The sequence below is a fragment of the Chitinophaga sp. RAB17 genome (genome assembly GCF_052114225.1).
Lineage (GTDB): Bacteria > Bacteroidota > Bacteroidia > Chitinophagales > Chitinophagaceae > Chitinophaga.
In genome coordinates this window covers 784,241-801,687 of sequence record NZ_JBFREI010000002.1, presented here as the reverse complement: position 1 = coordinate 801,687, position 17,447 = coordinate 784,241, and the positions used below count along the sequence as shown (strand labels likewise).

The following is a 17,447-nucleotide window of genomic DNA, read 5'->3' as shown; positions in this document are numbered from 1 at the left end:
ATAGTATTGTTAAAGTGTAGCAAACGAGCAATTTAATCACCCTGCATAATTGTTTTGATTGTAACTTTGCACCTCGAATAAAAATGGGGTTATGTTTAGAAGCAAGAGTACAGCTGGAACAGGTCCGGATGTGGTTTTAATCGGCGCCGGAATCATGAGCGCCACACTGGGAATGCTCCTGAAAGAGCTGGAACCTGAGTTAACCATTGCAATTTTTGAACGACTGGATGTGGCTGCAGCAGAAAGTTCCGATGCCTGGAACAATGCCGGTACCGGTCACTCTGCATTTTGCGAGTTGAACTACACGCCACAGAAACAGGATGGATCAGTAGACATTAAAAAGGCGGTGAACATTGCAGAGCAATTTGAAGTGTCCCGTCAATTCTGGTCCTACCTGATAGAAAATAACATCATTTCCAATCCGCACAACTTTATACAAAGTGTTCCCCACATGAGTTTTGTTTGGGGAGAAGAGAATGTGGATTATCTCAAAAAAAGATACAAAGCCCTGCAGCAGTGTCATCTTTTCAAAACCATGGAGTATTCGGAAGATCCCGAAAAGCTGAATAGCTGGATGCCCCTGGTGATGAAAGGTCGTGATGCGACTCAAAAAGTGGCGGCTACCCATATGGAAATGGGTACAGACGTGAACTTCGGTGCTTTGAGCCGCGCCCTGTTTAACCACCTGGAAAAACTGGATGGCGTATCCCTTCACTTCAATCATGACGTACGTGATTTCAAAAAAGAAGCGGATGGCAGCTGGGTGATCAAGGTGAAAAACCGGGAAACCCGCGAAAAGCAAAGCGTCAAAACAAAATTCGTATTTATTGGTGCTGGTGGCGGTTCTCTGCCTTTACTGGAAAAGTCAGACATTCCGGAAGGAAAAGGTTTTGGCGGTTTCCCGGTAAGCGGACAATGGCTGCGTTGCAACAATCCGGAAATAATTGAACAACACCGTGCAAAAGTATATGGCAAAGCCTCTGTAGGCGCGCCTCCTATGTCGGTGCCTCACCTCGATACCCGCATGATCGACGGACAAAAAGCCCTGCTGTTTGGACCGTATGCCGGGTTTTCCACCAAGTTCCTGAAAAATGGTTCTTTCATGGATCTGCCTTTATCTATCAAAGCCAATAACATACGCCCTATGGTGTCTGCCGGCCTGGATAATATTCCGCTGACCAAATACCTGATTGCACAGGTACGACAGAAGCCGGAAGACAGACTGGAAGCCTTACGCGAATATTTCCCGGAAGCTAAGATGGAAGACTGGGAACTGGAAATTGCCGGACAACGTGTACAGGTAATCAAAAAAGATCCTGAACATGGTGGCATCCTGGAATTCGGTACAGAAGTAGTGAGTGCTGCTGATGGCTCCATTGCTGCACTGCTGGGAGCATCTCCCGGTGCATCTACTGCCGTTTCTATCATGCTCAACCTGCTGAAACGCTGCTTCAAGGAAGAAGTGGAAACAGAAGCATGGCAGATCAAACTGAAAAAAATGATCCCTTCCTACGGACAGTCCCTGCTGAACAATCCTGCACTGGTAGATGAACTGCGTGTATGGACCACCCAGATGCTGGAACTGCGTGAAGTAGAAATGGCCTGATGATAAGTATATATTATGTAGATATTTTGTTTTTGAAGCATCCATCTTCCCAAACAAAATATCTACATAAAAAAATATTAGCTTCTGGTAAAATCAATCCATTCTGGTCCGTTTTTTTTATAGATATTAGTAGGTAATTAGGAAGATAAGAGCGCCCTGCGCTTATTTTTTACCCGTACTATGCAAACGATTGCATAATATGCAACATCCACATTATGTTTATGAAAAAAGGGATTCTGTTCCTGGTGGCGCTGCTGATTCCGGCATCCATCTTATTCGCACAAAATACACTGACCCATGATCAGCGCATGCAATGGTGGCGCGATGCCCGTTTTGGTATGTTCATTCACTGGGGCGATTACGCTCAGCTGGCCGGCAACTACAAAGGACAGCAGGTAGCCCGCGGCGGCGAATGGATTATGAACCGCGCTAAAATACCCGTTACTGAATATCAGCAGTTTGCCAAACAATTTAACCCTGTTAAATATGATGCAGACGCCTGGGTGAAAACAGCGAAGGATGCAGGTATGAAATACATTGTAATCACAGCCAAACACCACGACGGATTTGCCATGTTTAAATCCAATGCCAGCAAATGGAATATCGCAGATGCTACCCCATATGGCAAAGACGTGCTGACACCACTGGCCGCTGCCTGTAAAAAATATGGTATTAAACTGGGCTTCTACTATTCACAGGCACAGGACTGGAACAACCCCGGTGGCGCTGTTGCCCGCAAAGTAGCAACTGAAGGCTGGCCTAATCCGGATTCCGCACAAATAGATGCTTACACACAAGCACACAGCGGGCATTGGGATCCACTGCAAACCAGTGCTACCATGTCTGATTACATTGATAAAGTAGCAGTACCGCAGGTAAAGGAACTGCTGACCAACTACGGCGAAGTAGCCGTATTATGGTGGGATACTCCTACCAATATGACAGATGAATATGCACAAAAGCTGCAGGACGTACTCGCACTGCAACCCAATATCATCACCAACGACCGCCTGAAACGTCCCAACTTCGCAGGCGACTATAAAACACCGGAACAAAAAATCCCCAACCAATCAGAGCTGGACGGACGTGACTGGGAAACCTGCATGACCATGAACGGTACCTGGGGATATAAAAGTTTTGATAATAAATGGAAAAGCACGGAAACGCTTATACGTAACCTGGTAGACATCGCCTCTAAAAATGGTAACTACCTGCTGAACGTAGGCCCCGATGCCAGCGGTCAATTCCCGGAAGGCAGTCTCACTGCCCTAAAAGGCATAGGACAGTGGATGAAGATAAATGGGGAAGCCATTTATGCCACACAAGGCAGTCCGCTGCCAACCTTAGACTGGGGCCGTTGCACCCAGAAGAAAAATGGCAACAACACCACACTGTACCTGCATGTATTTAACTGGCCCGCCAATGGTCAATTGCATGTACCAGGTGTAAAAGGAAAAGTGAATAGTGCGAAGTTGCTCGCAAACGGTAAAAAGCTCATCACTACCACCGGTACAGATGACCTGTTGATCAACGTGCCTACACAGGCACCTGATGCTATATCTACCGTCATAAAACTGGAAATTTCTAATGCCGGATAATTAAAACAGCCGTTGGCTGTTAGTGTTTTCAGATGAGCAATGCTATCTGAAACTACTAACAGTCAACGGCTAATTACGAAAGGTTATCCCGCCAATCCTCCCAGCATACTGAATAAAATAATCCCCAGCACGATCAACGTAATCACCACATACAGGTAATCCTTCTCTATCAGGAAGGCTATAACAGAAAAGGCTATACGAATAATAGGGGTAGCAATCAGTAATACCACTCCCAGCTGAATAATATTCATTCCTCTGTTTTCCATCACGCCCCGCCAGATACCCGGCAGATTGGTCAATCCTTCCCGCACGCCGGTAAAATCGCCATAGGAGGGCTGTTCATGCCCATGACGGCTCAGGTAAATGATGCCACCAATAAATACAATGATACTGGAAGCGATCACGCCCACGCGTAATTGTTTTCCTATCAGCTGCTGAATATCCTTGTCCCGGAAATAATTTGAAAGTTGTTTCATCGTTTATAATTTTCCGGTAACACCATTATAGATCATCTGCAGCGCCAGGAAACCGATTACTACGCTAAAGACTATACGCAACCACTTCACATTGGCACGGGTCAGCAATTTAGAGCCGGCAAAAGCTCCTGCCAGCACGCCCAGTACCACCGGCATACATAATCCGGGGGAAATGTAACCCCGCTGCAGATACACAACCGCACTGGCAGCTGCTGTTACCCCAATCATAAAATTGCTGGTGGTGGTAGATACTTTAAATGGAATACGCATGATGTTATCCATTGCCAGTACTTTTAACGCGCCCGAACCAATGCCCAGCAGGCCCGACATCACGCCGGCAAAAGTCATCATAAAATAACCGCCCGGCACATGGTGTACCTCATAGTTAACCGTTCCTTCCCCGGTAGGATAGCTGCTGTTAAGCCGTAGCTGTGCTGCCAGTTTACTCTGTTGTTCCTCTGTAGGTACGGCTATCTTTTTGCGGAAAGACATCAGCGAGGAGAAAATGAGTACCAGCCCAAAAATAATCGCTACCACATTGGTTGGCATGTACACCGCTATCAGCGCACCCACCACAGCACCTGTGGTAGTGGCAATTTCGAGGAACATGCCTAGCCGGATGTTGGTAATTCCTTCTTTTACATAGGCAGAAGCCGATCCAGAAGAAGTGGCAATAGAAGCCACTAACGCGGTACCAATGGCATAGCGGATGTCTGCATGAAATACAAGGGTTAGCAAGGGTATGATCACTACGCCGCCCCCTAAACCGGTCAGCGACCCCAGCAGTCCAGCCATAAAGGCCCCGCATAGGAGGATCAGGGTGAATGATAAAATCGTCATAAGATGGTTTGGTTGGTTTAGATCAGTCATTCCGGAATTACAGTACTCACTGAATAGCTGATGATTACAAAAGTAAGGAGAATATGATTCTCGCAATCCGGCAATCTATAAGTAACTTGCACCCTGACAATTAATCGAATTTTTATGATAAAGGTGGGTGAATACAACCAGTTAAGGGTAAAAAAGGAAGCTGACTTTGGTGTATACCTGGAAGGAGTAGATCAGGAAATCCTGCTCCCTACAAGGTTTGTACCGGCAGGTACACGGGTGGGCGATGAGCTCGAAGTGTTCCTGTATCATGATTCTGAAAACCGCCTTATTGCCACCACCCAGCGTCCTTTCGGTATTGTAGGAGATATTGTACTGCTGAAAACCGTGAGCGTCACTAAACAAGGTGCATTTCTCGACTGGGGACTCATGAAAGACCTTTTTGTTGCCACCTCTCAGCAATTGACCCGTATGGCGCCAGGACAGGAATACCTGGTGAAAATATACATCGATGAGCAAACCGGTCGCCTCGCTGCCACCGAAAAGCTGGATAGGTTCCTCAGCAATGAAAACCTTACTGTAAAAGAAAAAGACCCCGTAGACCTGGTCATCTACCGCCGCACCGACATCGGTTTTGTTGCCATCATCAATAATCTGCACACCGGAATCCTGCACCACAACGAAATATTCCGCTCCCTGGAAATTGGCGACAAAATGAAAGGCTTTATCCGTCAGATCAAAGAAGATAAAATAGACCTGATCATCGGCAAGCCGGGATTTGAAAGGGTAGAAGACGAAGCAGAGAAAGTACTGCGGCTCCTGCAGGAAAATGATGGCTACCTGCCATACCATGATAAATCATCCCCTGAAGAAATCCAGGAGTTCTTTGGTATGAGTAAAAAAACATTTAAAATGACCATCGGCAACCTGTACAAACAACGCAAGATCATCTTTACACAAACAGGTATTAAGGCAGAAGAAAATATATAAATCTATTTATAAAGCAAAAACGGCGGCCTGTATAAGGTCGCCGTTTTTTTATGACTGTTTTTCTTCTATCGGGAAACTAATCAGGAAACTGGTGCCTTCTCCCAAAGCGCTGTCCACTGTAATGCTACCATGATGCTGTAGAATAATATTCTGGGTGGCAGTAAGTCCAAGCCCTGTACCTTTCGTTTTATTGGTAAAAAACGGTTCAAATAATTTAGCCAGATTCTGCTCAGAGATACCGCTACCGTTGTCGGATATACGAATAAATACACGTTCTGCATCCTGCCAGGAATGAATACCAAGGCGGCCTTCTCCGGCCTTCATGGCTTCAATACCATTGATAATAATATTCAGAAATGCAATAAGGATTTTGTCTTCATCTGCCAGGATCTTACAATCCGGCTCGCAGAGCTCCTTTACCACCGCAATGTTATTCAGTTGCAAGCGGTCAGCTGCCAGGTGCAATGCCTTTTCCACCAGTACATTCAATCCCAATGGCAACATGTTTAACTCAGACATGCGGGTAGACTGTAACAGTTCTGTTACCAGGTGATTTATACGATGACAGTTGCGTTCCATGATATCCAGGTACAACTGCGCATCTTCCGTTTCGGCCAGTGGCTCCATTTTAATCTGGGATACCGCCAGTAAAATATTAGTGAGCGGGTTGCGTACTTCATGGGCTATTAAGCGGGCTATACGACCGGTAATCGCAAACTTTTCCTGTTGCTGTTTCTCCCGTTCCTTGCGTTTACGGGCAGTAATATCCTGGATGATACATAAATACAGCTGTTTTTTCTCATCCAGCAAAGATGCATTGATCATTACATCCAGCTGCTGGCCTGACTTTCCGCGAAAAACATATTCCTTTTGTACCACCCCCTCTTCAGAACAAATCTGTTCCAGAAAATCCTTAATCACCAGTTCTTCCGCAAACAAACCCTGGAGATGACTGTTGTACAGCTCCTCTTCATTATAGTTCAACACCTGAAGGGCAGCCGGATTGGCGGCCACAATTTTGTGTTCACAGTCTGCCAGCAGAATAAGATCATTGGATTTTTCGAAAATGCTGAAGTAGCGTTTTTCACTTTTTTCAATGGCCAGGAGGTGATTAAACTTATCCAGGGTGTAACGAATGGCTCTTTCCAGCAAGGCGGCATTGATTTCGCTTTTCACGAGATAATCTGCCGCACCAGCCTGCATAGCTTCCTTATCTATGTGATAATCGCCTTTTCCGGTGAACAGGATCACCGGGGCTTTATATCCCAGATTGCGGAAATGATGCAACACATCAATCCCCGTATGCGCTCCCAGGCGGTAATCTACCAGGTAAAGATCGTGTGAACGTGCTTCTATCGCCAGCAACCCTTCTTTATAGGAAGATACCCATTGCAGTACATATTGATCCGGTGAAATATCCTGTAGCAAAGAATTTACAAGGAAAAAATCATCTTCATCATCATCAATCATCAGGATATGCTTCTTACCAATTGTTGCCATAAGTACCGAAAAAGTTCACCGATATTACCCAATAATCATGCAGTAAAAAAATCAGGTATCTATATGCGCATCGGTATCTTTTAATACCACATTTCTACGTGGCAGGAACCAGGCTGGGATCAGGGTTACCAACAATATGATCAGGGAAATATGAAATCCTTCCCGTAACGCCAGGTGGTGCGCAGGCATGTTGGACATGCCACCCAATACATGCTTATTATAAGCGGCCTGTGTAATAATGGCCAGTACAGCGATGCCAATGGCACCACCCACCTGCTGCATCAGCGTACTGATGGAGGAAGCCATCGTAACCTCGCTGGGTCTCACCGCACTCAGGGTAGCGGCATTCAACGGCGCGAGTAATAGCCCCATACCAAGTCCCCGTACGACCATCGCAGTAATAACTCCGCTGATGCTGCTTCCCCGGTCCAGTATGGAAAACAGGTACATAGAAACAGCCAGCAAGGCGATGCCCAGGATAGAAATTTCCCTGGAGCCATGTTTATCGGACCAGCGGCCGGCAAAAGGCATCAATGCTGCCATAAAAACGGAGTTGGGTAATATAAGCAACCCGGATATCCCTTCAGAAAAGCCCATTTGTTCCTGTAGCAGGAAAGGCATCAGAAAGAGGCCGCCAAACAAGGCGGCAGACCGGGAAATAGTGACGAGGATACAACTCACAAAAGAATAATTGGTAAACAGTGTCAGGTCCATAATCGGATCCTTTTTCTGTTTGTCTATCCATATAAAAAATGCAAATGCCAGCAGCGACACTCCCAGTGTAGCCAGTATTTCGGGAGAAGTAATTCCCACTACTTCCGCCCTGGCAATGCCATACTGCAAACATACCAGGAAGATGGTGAGGGCCACAAAACCGGTCAGGTCAAAGGGGAGCTTGAGCTTGGGCTGCTTACGCAATACGCCCAGGTACCGGAAAGCCAGGACCACCGTTATTATACCTATAGGCAGATTAATATAAAAGATGGAAGGCCAGCCGAATTTCTCCGTAAGAATCCCCCCTAAAGTAGGTCCCAGCGCAGGCCCTACGAGATTACCCAGCCCCCACCAACCTAATACAGTGCCGCGCACCCTGGCTGGAAATACATAAGAAATGATGGCCATGGACGTGGGCGCCATAGCACCGCCCCCCAGCGCCTGTACCACCCGTGCGACTAGCAGGGAATCCAGGTTGGTAGACAAAGCGCACATCAGCGAGCCTAATGTGAAAAGGGAAATGGCGCCGATATAAAGATTAAAAAAACCTATCCTGTTTTTCAGCCAGTTGGTCAATGGCATTAACACAGAAAAACTAAGCATGTATACTGTAATCACCCATTCTATTTCCGACAGCGTACAGTTAAACTGCTTGCTCATAACGGGAAGGGATATATTTACAATACTGGAATCTATTCCGGCCATGGTAGTGCCCATAATAACCACTATCAGGATACCGGTCCGGTTGATATCTCTCATACTCGGTCTTTCATCATAAAGATCAGTTGTGCTTTAGCCACAAAAGGATTCAATGGATTACAATTGATCATAAACAGGTAAGTAGCCAGTTCTGACAATTGCCAGTCCGTGGTTAGTTCACCGTCTTTAAAACAAAATACTTTCTTGAAATTAAAGTCCACCGGGATATTCAATGCTGCACAGGCGTGCATTGCCCTGTCCAGTGGCTCCTGTTCCATTCCGGACTGRCCATAGCCCAGTTCCTGCATGATTTCGCTGGCGGTATATAGCAGTTTTGGGTTGTTTAGCTGCGAAATCCGCTCAGTAGACATGACTTCTTCCAGGTAATCAAAAAGTTTAAGCATCGCCATTCTCATTTAATTGTGAAAGTTGCTGAAACAGTTCTTTTTCCTTTGCGGAAAGGTTTTTTGGTATATGTACCATTGCTTTGATATATAGATCTCCCGCCGTTCCGCTGTTATCGTAGGCAGGCATTCCTTTACCCTTTAAGCGAAATACTTTACCACTGTCTGTGCCTGCCGGAATATTCATATTCAGGTCGGCGCCAGGTGTATATACGATCGTTTTACCACCCAATACAGCGGTATACAAAGGCAAGGCCAGATCTGTATAAATGTCCTGTCCTTTCAGTTCAAATTTAGGATGTGGCGCCAGATGAATACTGATCAGCAGATCACCATTTTCTCCGCCTTTGCGGCCGGGATTACCTTTCCCTTTCAACCGGATCACCTGACCTTCGTATAAACCAGGCTTCAGCTTAATGTTCAGCCGGCTGCCATTTACTTCTACCTGTCGCGTAGCGCCGGCATAAGCATCTTCCAGTGATACTTCCATAGTGGCCTGTACATCCCGGCCGCGACCGGGCCCCTGTTGTTGCCGGCGACCACCGCCACCGCCGGAAAAGCGGCTACCAAAAAGTTGTTCAAAAAAATCAGAGAAATTACCCTCCCCTCCGCCAAACATATCATCCATATTGCCACTGCTATAGGAATGCGTGCGGCCCTGTCCGCCACCACCACCATACTGCGACCAGTCATAATCTTCCGGCCGGCCACCATGCTGTTCGTAATATTTATAATTTTCCCCGAACTGATCATATTTCTTACGCTTCTCCGCGTCACTCAACACTTCGTAGGCTTCATTGATCTCTTTAAATTTATCCTCCGCGGCTTTATTATCGGGATTCTTATCCGGATGATATTTCACCGCCAGTTTACGGTACGCCTTCTTAATCTGTTCAGCTGTTGCCGCTTTCTCGACTCCCAGTACCTTGTAATAATCCTTGACATCCATAGCTCTAAAACATGTTAATGTGATAACTTGTTTTATGAATTTACGAATTAACCTTGAAAAATAATTGGTGAACAGCCACCGGAACTCCCGGTACTGTTCACCAAATTTGCCATACAGAGATGATAATTATTTTCCTAAATACACATTAGCCTCCAGCTTATCGGAAATATATTTGATCGCCTGCTGGGCACGTACGCTATTACCGGCTTTATCCAGCGGAGGAGAAAAAACAGCAACCGCAAACCTGCCGGGCACTACGGATATAATACCGCCACCAACACCGCTTTTACTGGGTAAGCCTACCTTAAACATCCAGTCACCCGTAGTTTCATACAATCCTGTTGTCCCCATAATTGCCAATACTTTGGGAACATATTTTTCGCGGATCAACCGTTCTTTGGTGATGGGATTCACACCTCCATTTGCCAGCGTCCCCGCCATAATACCCAGATCCCGGGTATTTACGCCATAAGAACATTGTTTGGTATAAAAATCACAGGCATATATAGGATCATCATACATATATCCATACGATTTCAGCAACATGGCAATAGCCTGATTATGCTGATTGGTAGCGGCTTCTGATTTATACAGCTCATCCAGCACTGTTAGATTACGACCGGCAAACCTGGCGAAATATGCATTCACCTTATCCCAGGCATCCGCATGACCGAAGTGACTGGTGAGCAAACTGGAAGTAGCCATGGCGCCCGCATTTACCAGCGGATTTGATGGCTTTTGTCCATTTAGTTCTATAGCTGGTACGGAGTTAAAAGGCAAACCCGTTTGATCAGCGCCCACTTTTTGCAGAATTACGGAATCGCCCACAATTTCCATCGCCATACAAAGTGTAAATACTTTCTCTATCGACTCAATACCAAATTCAAACTTTGTTTCTCCTACCTGGTATACCTGTCCTTCCGTGGTCACCAGCACAATGCCATACATGTCGGAATTTACTTTGTCCAGGTAAGGAATATAATCTGCATTCTTCCCACCCTTTTCATTTTTATATAAATTAAATGCCTCGTTAATGACAGCATTGTAATCAACTGGTTTTGCACGCTTCTGGGAATAAGCAGCTGTAACACCCAGTGTCAGCAGCATGGTTAATCCAATTATAATTTTCATGGTGTATGATTTTATGCAGATGGTCAGAATTTGAAGAACGCACTGAACTGCGCGCGAACATCTTCTCCGGAGGTATTATCCCTGTTTTCCCTTTTCCCATACAATACTTCACCTGCTATTTTAAAGAAAGTGGTGAAGTAGTAAGTGGTATTGAAAGATGCATAGTGTGTGGCTTTAATGGCCGCATCGGGTAATGCCAGATCCGGTGTATTCAGGCGAAGATAGCCATATCCGATAGTAGATCCCAGACTTTTAGTCCAGAAGTGATCAAAATACAGCCAGGTGGCGAGCATATTGATATTTTTGATGCTCTTATCATTCGTACCTGCAAACCCATCATATCCCTGTCCACTGATATCTTCGCTGTATTTCGCATAGCCGCTACCGTAGGCAAACTGGAATTTCACGTCATCATTTTTACCCAGATCAATATTACCTGATAGGTTAAAAGCACCACCGATAGTGGTTTTGTTGTCTTTGTCAGCATTCTTGTAATCCATCGGATGCATCAAACCGGATAAGCGTATATGACTGCCATTATTTTTGCCAAAATTCTTTTGAAAAGCGGCTGTTACATCCGGAAAGTTCGTTCTGCTCTTCCAGGTATCCGGTATGGACAAATCCCCTCCGGGCTGTTCTGCAGATACAGAAAATTTCATGGAAGTACTGATCTGTTGTGTAAACCGCAACTGTATCTGTCGCGTCCATACATAGGAGTTAGGGCCCCAGTAGTCCATGATGTTAGGCCAGTTATCATCATCCATGAAGTTACTCCAGTATTGTCCGAATGTCCATTTACCATGTTGTATATAAGCGTGGCGCAACCTGGGTGCGCCGGAAAGACTACCCCATAAATCAAATTCGAGTACAGCTTTTAATGCTCGTCCTTTTGCATCGGGTGCGCCGAAAGCCGTAAATGCAAAGCGTGATTGGCGAACCGTAAAGGCGGTGTTACCTTCTGTAACCGTAGGTACCGTAATCGTAGAAGGCTGCATCGCATGTATGTTGCTTATTTGCATAAAGTCGTGGATGTAATCTGCCTGCACATAGCCACTGAATTGCAACCGAATGCCTTTTACATCGGTGAACAGGAAGCCCTGATACTTTCCACCTTCAATCATATTACGGGTCAGCCCCTTACCATTTTCTGCAGTATCCTTTTGCGCCATGACATACAAAGATGCCATAGACATACATATAACGCAAATGAATACACGTAAATAACGGGTAGATTTTGCTATCACGGTATATCTCATTTATGATGAATAGTTTTCACAGCTGATTTAAGTCATCAGTATCACAATCACTACCCCCCAGATGATCAGTAGCGTATTTCCTACTGCGTATGTGATAGTATATCCCAGCGAAGGAAGGTTACTCTGTACCTCATCCTGTATAGCAGAAAGCGCCGCAGTAGTTGTTCTGGCGCCGGCGGTACATCCCAGGATCAATGCAGGATGAAATTTAAAAATATATTTAGCCATTAACACACCCACAATCAGCGGAATGCTCGTGGCAGCAATACCAACCAAAAATAATCCCCAGCCCACTTCTTTGAAACCAGCCACAAAACTGGGTCCGGCAGTAATACCCACTACAGCAATAAAGGTATTCAGTCCTACATTATTCATCACCCACAAAGCCGGTTCAGGAATTCTGCCAAAGGCCGGATGCCGGGAACGTAGCCAGCCAAACACTAGCCCCATGATCAACGCGCCACCACTGGTACTTAAGCTGAGCGGCACTCCTCCCACACGGATACTCATCGCACCAATCAAGCCACCCAACACAATACCCAGTCCCACAAAAATCATATCTGTTTTGTCAGTAGGAATATCGGCATAACCAATATGCGCAACCGCCCTGTCCATATCCCTTTTATACCCCACCAACTGTATATTATCGCCTCTTTCCAACACCGCTTCAGGATATACAGGCATCGCGATGCCCGCACGCCGTATACTTTGTACCGGTATGCCGTGCATATAATCCATTGTACGTAGTTCCCTGATCGTTTTGCCAATCGCTTCCTTATTAATCACAAATACCATTACATTCTCTACCGGAAAATTCAGCAGGTCTACATCTATAATTTCTTTGCCAATATTTTCTTCTTCACCCAGGATAAACTCTCTGCGGCCACTGAGTACAATTTCATCACCGGCTTTAATCACGTATTCGGGAGTCGGATCCATTATTTTCTTATCTGCCGCCTGACGTATACGTTCTACAAACAACCGGTGTTCACGTCCCATTAATTCATCTTCCAGTTGTTTTACAGACTTCCCGGCAGCAATAGATTTTTCGCTGATGAGATAAGCCCGGAAGGTGACGGAAATAAATGCCGAACGCATCCCCGGGTCCTGCGAAGGATCTCCGGCGCCCATTGTTTTTTCCAACTCTTTGCAGGCCGCTCTTACTTTATCAATACCACCCAGCATCATAGGCGCCACACTTGATAGCAACCATGCAGAACCGGCAGTACCAAAAATATAAGTCACTGCATAACAAACAGGCATTGCATTTATCATCAACTGTTTCTGATCAGGGGAAAGATTTACCTGGTTAATGGTATCTGCGGCCACACCCATTACAGCTGATATAGTTTGCGAGCCGGCAATCAAACCGGCCGCTTGTCCTACGTTATAGCCCATCAGGATAGACAATAACCAGGGAGCAATCAGGCATACCACACACATAAGAACTGCAAACAATACCTGGGGCAATCCATCTTTTTTGAGGCCACGGAAAAACTGCGGACCTACGGCATACCCTACTGCAAACAGGAACATCAGGAAAAAAACTGATTTCACGTTGGCTGATACCTGTATATCCATCTGCCCCACCAGTACGCCCATCAGCAATACACCAGTTACGGATCCTAACGAAAATTTTCCGATCCTGATACTGCCTATAAAATAGCCTGCTGCCAATGTGAGGAACACGGCCAGCTCAGGGTATTCCTGAAATGTATGATGTAACCAGTTCATTGATATCTGTATTATAAGAAGAAGAAAATGGTCATAATTTCGGTCGTAATAGGTAACACAGGTCATTCCCCATTTGTTCAGTGAAATTCAATTTATATAGCACCTACGCTATTTTTCATTGGTAGCTGAACAAGTACTCYATCCCGTTGTTAGACATCAAAAGAATTTCTAACAATTAAGCCCATATTGTTATGCCATTATTCACCAAGAAAAAAGAGAATGAAAATTCCCGCTTAGGGTTATACGCATCTGCAGATAGCAGGGAAAGTATCCCTAAATACAAGATACCCGGCGAGGCGCAGGACATGCGTACGGTATATCACCTGGTACATGATGAATTAATGCTGGATGGCAATTCCAGGATGAACCTTGCCACTTTTTGTCAGACGTGGCTGGATGAATATGTACATAAATTAATGGATGAATGCCTGGATAAAAACATGATCGACAAGGATGAATATCCACAGACTGCCGAGATTGAAGACAGGTGTGTACATATTTTAGCTGATTTGTTCAATGCACCGGAAAGTGCCAGCACTATGGGTTGCAGCACTACAGGATCCAGCGAAGCCGCTATGTTGGGCGGTCTTGCATTGAAATGGCAATGGCGAAAAAGAAGAGAGAAAGAAGGTAAATCTACTGATAAACCCAATCTTATTTGCGGTGCGGTACAAGTGTGCTGGCATAAGTTTGCCAGATATTTTGATGTAGAACTGCGTGAAGTAGGAATGGAACATGGCCGTTATAATTTAACGCCGGAAAAAGTACTGGAACTGGTAGATGAAAATACGATTGGTGTAGTGCCTACTTTCGGTGTTACATTCACGCTGATGTATGAGCCGGTATTAGACATTGCGAAGGCACTGGATAAACTGCAACAGGAAAAAGGCTGGGACATCCCCATCCATGTGGATGCCGCCAGTGGCGCTTTTATATCACCATTTGTTTCGCCGGACCTGGTGTGGGATTTCCGTATTCCACGTGTAAAGTCCATTAATGCATCTGGTCATAAATATGGGCTGAGTCCATTAGGGGTGGGCTGGGTTATCTGGCGTGAAAAAGAAGATCTGCCGGAAGAATTGATTTTCCGGGTAGATTACCTGGGCGGCGACATGCCTACTTTTGCGTTGAATTTCTCGAGACCAGGTGGACAAATAGTAGCACAATACTATAATCTCCTGCGTCATGGCAGAGAGGGATATAAAAAGTTGCAACAAGCTTGTCTGGATCATGCTTCCTACATAGCGGAAGCCATAGAAAAACTGGGGCATTTCGATATCCTCTACAATGGCAAAGGAGGATTACCAGGCGCCTGCTGGACATTAAAGCCGGGCGATCATGGGTTTACGCTCTATGACATTACAGATAAGATCCGCTCACGTGGCTGGCAGATCGCATCCTATCCCCTCACCGGTGATGCCAGGGATATAGTGGTGCAACGCGTATTAATACGCCATGGGTTTAGCCGGGATATGGCAGATATGCTTATACAGGATTACACCCGTTGTGTAAAATACTTCGAAGAAAATCCTGTAAGAAAACCGCTGACACAGAAAGAAGGCGGCGGCTTCCATCACTAATCAGCGCTAAGGAATCCGGAAGATGTTTCCAGGATATCATATGTGTTCAGCAACGCCTGCACCTCCGCTGTCATATTCGCAAGGGTACATATTTCAGCGGGAGTTACCAGCATCATTACATGATCAGCTGGAAGGGGTAAACAAATCATCTTTTCATTTTCTGTTGAATAACAATGGTCATCTGCCAGTCGGGTGACCATCTTTTTGAAGCACTCAAACTCTGTAATATCAAGGTTAACAACCGTGGTACCAAAAGCAAGCTGAATTCCTTTACAATGGGGGCAACGGATAACATATCCTGCCGAACCGTGATACAATGTCTGGTAATTACACATGGGCCTATGGGTTTGTGCCTCCAGCGGCCACGTAACGGCCGCTGTCAGGACTTAATTCATCACTCTTAACTGTCTATCTGAATTTTGTGGTGCAAACAACGGATGTATTTTATGTTTCGCTATAAATTACTCCGGGGTATTATTTACATGGCACAAAAGTAAAGCACGAAAAACGGGGATAATGCTCGGATCAGGAAAACGAGTTACGCAAAAGGGAAAAGTATTGATTCAGCTATTAGGCGGTAGTATTTAGCCTTTAGCAAAATGCAGCGAAGATATTAGCGTAGCTCGTGTTAAAGCTTTGCTAATAAATGTCTTGCCCGCTCTTCAGTGTCAACGAGCCATAGTCATACAGTTCAAATCCGAACAGGCTATGATAAGCCGGGAAAATCTAAAAAAAATTAGTTCGTAGTGCAACTAAATCGATTTCTAGGTGTTTATAACTGCAATAAAATTATTTTTCATGGATTGGGAAGAGTTACTGGACCCACTATCGCCAATGTATAAAGACACTATGCAGGAACAAATCAAAATTGTAAACTTACAAGATGGACTCATTGAAGCTGCTAAAAAGCTCGCAGCGGAAAACTATCCGGCGCTCAGCACCGCCACACCAGGTATTCACAAAGCTTTAAACAGCGTAATTATCAAGCATTCCATTACGATGTCAGTAGACATTAACAACGCCATCGCAGGAGGAGAAGCGGAGGATTTCCAGTTTTAATAACTATGCCATTTTACCATGTACCGCTGAGATAATGTGAGGGCTTCACTTGTTCAACAGCTATTCAACCTTAAACAGCATTTTTCGTGTATTGATGCCACCTACAATGCCATAGCCATTCGTCACATTGGTAAAGACGCGTACGGGGTTGCCAATCACAACATTGCCGCCTTCCTTTTGTGCCGTAATAGTACTGAAATATTCATAGGAAGCACGGGTGAGGGTGCTCACTTCCACGGTCACCTGGCTCAGGGCGGCGATAGGTTCTGCTGTTTGCAATACAAAGTTGACTTCCTTACCATCGAAGCGTTCATCACTCATGACAAGGCTGTTATAACTGCTTTTGGTGAAGAAATCCACCAGGTTATTATTGAAGGCAGGATCTAACCGGAAAAGCCGGTAAGCTCCCTGTCCACCCATATCATCAGCTACATAGATCCGTATCCGGTAATAATCTCCCGCGCCACGGCCATCTTTTAATGTAAACTGTACGCGGCTGCTATTTCTTTGTGCGCCGGCATTTTTCACATCGGGAGCTACCGGTAGTGTATCCGTAGCCGTTACTGACGTGAGCCCTGGTGCAGCTACCTGTACTGTATATTGTTTGCCTCTCACCGCTTTCTGCTCAGATACAAAATAGGAAAAGCCGTTGATCTGCTGTACGTGTAATGGGGTAAGCGACACGCCATCAGCCGATAACGTTACTGTACTACCAGGAATATCTTTATAGCCGTTATCATCCAATACATTGGATGGTATGCTACGGGTTACACGGATATATACCACACTATCCGGTTGGATAAGTGTGTTCACCACTATTTTGTCGCCTTCATAAGGCAACTTAATTTCTACTCTTTTGGAACATGCACTTAACAGCATGACTAACAGTACCGTACCTACGAAAAAAAGTTTCCTGCACATCT

At 45.4% G+C, this 17,447-nt stretch carries 16 protein-coding genes; 5 read left to right on the top strand and 11 right to left on the bottom strand.

Annotated features, from left to right (window positions below; genetic code table 11):
- Positions 1–91: 91 nt before the first annotated feature.
- Both AB4Z08_RS09325 and AB4Z08_RS09320 read left to right on the top strand, forming a co-directional pair.
- Positions 92–1,606 carry a malate:quinone oxidoreductase gene (locus AB4Z08_RS09325; RefSeq protein ID WP_441573458.1) on the top strand — a complete coding sequence of 505 codons (1,515 nt, stop codon included), beginning with the start codon at positions 92–94 and terminating at the stop codon, positions 1,604–1,606.
- A gap of 221 nt (positions 1,607–1,827) precedes the next feature.
- Positions 1,828–3,204 (top strand): alpha-L-fucosidase, encoded by a 1,377-nt coding sequence (locus AB4Z08_RS09320; protein WP_441573457.1) that lies wholly within the window; start codon positions 1,828–1,830, stop codon positions 3,202–3,204.
- Between the two features lie 83 nt (positions 3,205–3,287).
- Here AB4Z08_RS09320 and AB4Z08_RS09315 read toward each other — a convergent pair whose 3' ends face one another.
- Complete coding sequence (locus AB4Z08_RS09315; protein ID WP_441573456.1) at positions 3,288–3,680, bottom strand: DUF1634 domain-containing protein; 393 nt, start codon at positions 3,678–3,680, stop codon at positions 3,288–3,290.
- 3 nt (positions 3,681–3,683) lie between these two features.
- Positions 3,684–4,520 carry a sulfite exporter TauE/SafE family protein gene (locus AB4Z08_RS09310; RefSeq protein WP_441573455.1) on the bottom strand — a complete coding sequence of 279 codons (837 nt, stop codon included), beginning with the start codon at positions 4,518–4,520 and terminating at the stop codon, positions 3,684–3,686.
- A gap of 144 nt (positions 4,521–4,664) precedes the next feature.
- On the opposite strand from AB4Z08_RS09310, the gene AB4Z08_RS09305 reads away from it, so the two are divergent.
- Positions 4,665–5,498, top strand: coding sequence for a CvfB family protein (locus AB4Z08_RS09305; RefSeq protein WP_441573454.1), 834 nt, complete (start codon positions 4,665–4,667; stop codon positions 5,496–5,498).
- A gap of 48 nt (positions 5,499–5,546) precedes the next feature.
- On the opposite strand, the gene AB4Z08_RS09300 is transcribed toward AB4Z08_RS09305, so the two are convergent.
- From AB4Z08_RS09300 to aspT, 7 genes are all read right to left on the bottom strand, one after another.
- The gene (locus AB4Z08_RS09300) at positions 5,547–6,998 is read right to left on the bottom strand and encodes an ATP-binding protein (protein ID WP_441573453.1); all 1,452 of its coding nucleotides are present in this window, start codon (positions 6,996–6,998) and stop codon (positions 5,547–5,549) included.
- Between the two features lie 51 nt (positions 6,999–7,049).
- On the bottom strand, positions 7,050–8,471 hold the full coding sequence (locus AB4Z08_RS09295) for a DHA2 family efflux MFS transporter permease subunit (RefSeq protein ID WP_441573452.1): 1,422 nt from the start codon (positions 8,469–8,471) through the stop codon (positions 7,050–7,052).
- Positions 8,468–8,815 carry a hypothetical protein gene (locus AB4Z08_RS09290; RefSeq protein ID WP_441573451.1) on the bottom strand — a complete coding sequence of 116 codons (348 nt, stop codon included), beginning with the start codon at positions 8,813–8,815 and terminating at the stop codon, positions 8,468–8,470. The genes AB4Z08_RS09295 and AB4Z08_RS09290 overlap by 4 nt, the downstream gene beginning before the upstream one ends.
- Positions 8,808–9,764, bottom strand: a complete 957-nt coding sequence (locus AB4Z08_RS09285) for a DnaJ C-terminal domain-containing protein (protein ID WP_441573450.1) — start codon at positions 9,762–9,764, stop codon at positions 8,808–8,810. Before AB4Z08_RS09285 ends, AB4Z08_RS09290 begins: the two co-directional genes overlap by 8 nt.
- A gap of 126 nt (positions 9,765–9,890) precedes the next feature.
- Positions 9,891–10,895, bottom strand: coding sequence for a glutaminase A (gene glsA, locus AB4Z08_RS09280; RefSeq protein WP_441573449.1), 1,005 nt, complete (start codon positions 10,893–10,895; stop codon positions 9,891–9,893).
- A 23-nt stretch (positions 10,896–10,918) separates the two neighbouring features.
- Complete coding sequence (locus tag AB4Z08_RS09275; RefSeq protein WP_441573448.1) at positions 10,919–12,082, bottom strand: DcaP family trimeric outer membrane transporter; 1,164 nt, start codon at positions 12,080–12,082, stop codon at positions 10,919–10,921.
- A 96-nt stretch (positions 12,083–12,178) separates the two neighbouring features.
- Positions 12,179–13,885 carry an aspartate-alanine antiporter gene (gene aspT / locus AB4Z08_RS09270; protein WP_441573447.1) on the bottom strand — a complete coding sequence of 569 codons (1,707 nt, stop codon included), beginning with the start codon at positions 13,883–13,885 and terminating at the stop codon, positions 12,179–12,181.
- 191 nt (positions 13,886–14,076) lie between these two features.
- Here aspT and AB4Z08_RS09265 point away from each other — a divergent pair, with 191 nt between their 5' ends.
- Entirely contained in the window at positions 14,077–15,465 is a 1,389-nt protein-coding gene (locus tag AB4Z08_RS09265; protein ID WP_441573446.1) for a glutamate decarboxylase, read from the top strand.
- On the opposite strand, the gene AB4Z08_RS09260 is transcribed toward AB4Z08_RS09265, so the two are convergent.
- Positions 15,462–15,800, bottom strand: coding sequence for a DUF6686 family protein (locus AB4Z08_RS09260; protein ID WP_441573445.1), 339 nt, complete (start codon positions 15,798–15,800; stop codon positions 15,462–15,464). The two genes, AB4Z08_RS09265 and AB4Z08_RS09260, sit on opposite strands and share 4 nt — an antisense overlap.
- 463 nt (positions 15,801–16,263) lie before the next feature.
- On the opposite strand from AB4Z08_RS09260, the gene AB4Z08_RS09255 reads away from it, so the two are divergent.
- Positions 16,264–16,524: a hypothetical protein gene (locus AB4Z08_RS09255; RefSeq protein ID WP_441573444.1), complete on the top strand. Its 261-nt coding sequence runs from the start codon at positions 16,264–16,266 to the stop codon at positions 16,522–16,524.
- A 60-nt stretch (positions 16,525–16,584) separates the two neighbouring features.
- Here AB4Z08_RS09255 and AB4Z08_RS09250 read toward each other — a convergent pair whose 3' ends face one another.
- Positions 16,585–17,445 (bottom strand): DUF4249 domain-containing protein, encoded by an 861-nt coding sequence (locus tag AB4Z08_RS09250; protein WP_441573443.1) that lies wholly within the window; start codon positions 17,443–17,445, stop codon positions 16,585–16,587.
- Between the last annotated feature and the right edge of the window lie 2 nt (positions 17,446–17,447).

What these genes read in the sequence shown, in the direction of transcription:
- AB4Z08_RS09275 (WP_441573448.1), bottom strand. Translation starts at nt 12,082, where the DNA reads ATGGCATCTTTGTATGTCATGGCGCAAAAGGATACTGCAGAAAATGGT.
- AB4Z08_RS09325 (WP_441573458.1), top strand. Translation starts at nt 92, where the DNA reads ATGTTTAGAAGCAAGAGTACAGCTGGAACAGGTCCGGATGTGGTTTTA.
- AB4Z08_RS09255 (WP_441573444.1), top strand. Translation starts at nt 16,264, where the DNA reads ATGGATTGGGAAGAGTTACTGGACCCACTATCGCCAATGTATAAAGAC.
- AB4Z08_RS09315 (WP_441573456.1), bottom strand. Translation starts at nt 3,680, where the DNA reads ATGAAACAACTTTCAAATTATTTCCGGGACAAGGATATTCAGCAGCTG.
- glsA (WP_441573449.1), bottom strand. Translation starts at nt 10,895, where the DNA reads ATGAAAATTATAATTGGATTAACCATGCTGCTGACACTGGGTGTTACA.
- AB4Z08_RS09320 (WP_441573457.1), top strand. Translation starts at nt 1,828, where the DNA reads ATGAAAAAAGGGATTCTGTTCCTGGTGGCGCTGCTGATTCCGGCATCC.
- AB4Z08_RS09265 (WP_441573446.1), top strand. Translation starts at nt 14,077, where the DNA reads ATGCCATTATTCACCAAGAAAAAAGAGAATGAAAATTCCCGCTTAGGG.
- AB4Z08_RS09305 (WP_441573454.1), top strand. Translation starts at nt 4,665, where the DNA reads ATGATAAAGGTGGGTGAATACAACCAGTTAAGGGTAAAAAAGGAAGCT.
- AB4Z08_RS09310 (WP_441573455.1), bottom strand. Translation starts at nt 4,520, where the DNA reads ATGACGATTTTATCATTCACCCTGATCCTCCTATGCGGGGCCTTTATG.
- AB4Z08_RS09300 (WP_441573453.1), bottom strand. Translation starts at nt 6,998, where the DNA reads ATGGCAACAATTGGTAAGAAGCATATCCTGATGATTGATGATGATGAA.
- AB4Z08_RS09250 (WP_441573443.1), bottom strand. Translation starts at nt 17,445, where the DNA reads ATGTGCAGGAAACTTTTTTTCGTAGGTACGGTACTGTTAGTCATGCTG.
- aspT (WP_441573447.1), bottom strand. Translation starts at nt 13,885, where the DNA reads ATGAACTGGTTACATCATACATTTCAGGAATACCCTGAGCTGGCCGTG.
- AB4Z08_RS09285 (WP_441573450.1), bottom strand. Translation starts at nt 9,764, where the DNA reads ATGGATGTCAAGGATTATTACAAGGTACTGGGAGTCGAGAAAGCGGCA.
- AB4Z08_RS09295 (WP_441573452.1), bottom strand. Translation starts at nt 8,471, where the DNA reads ATGAGAGATATCAACCGGACCGGTATCCTGATAGTGGTTATTATGGGC.
- AB4Z08_RS09260 (WP_441573445.1), bottom strand. Translation starts at nt 15,800, where the DNA reads ATGTGTAATTACCAGACATTGTATCACGGTTCGGCAGGATATGTTATC.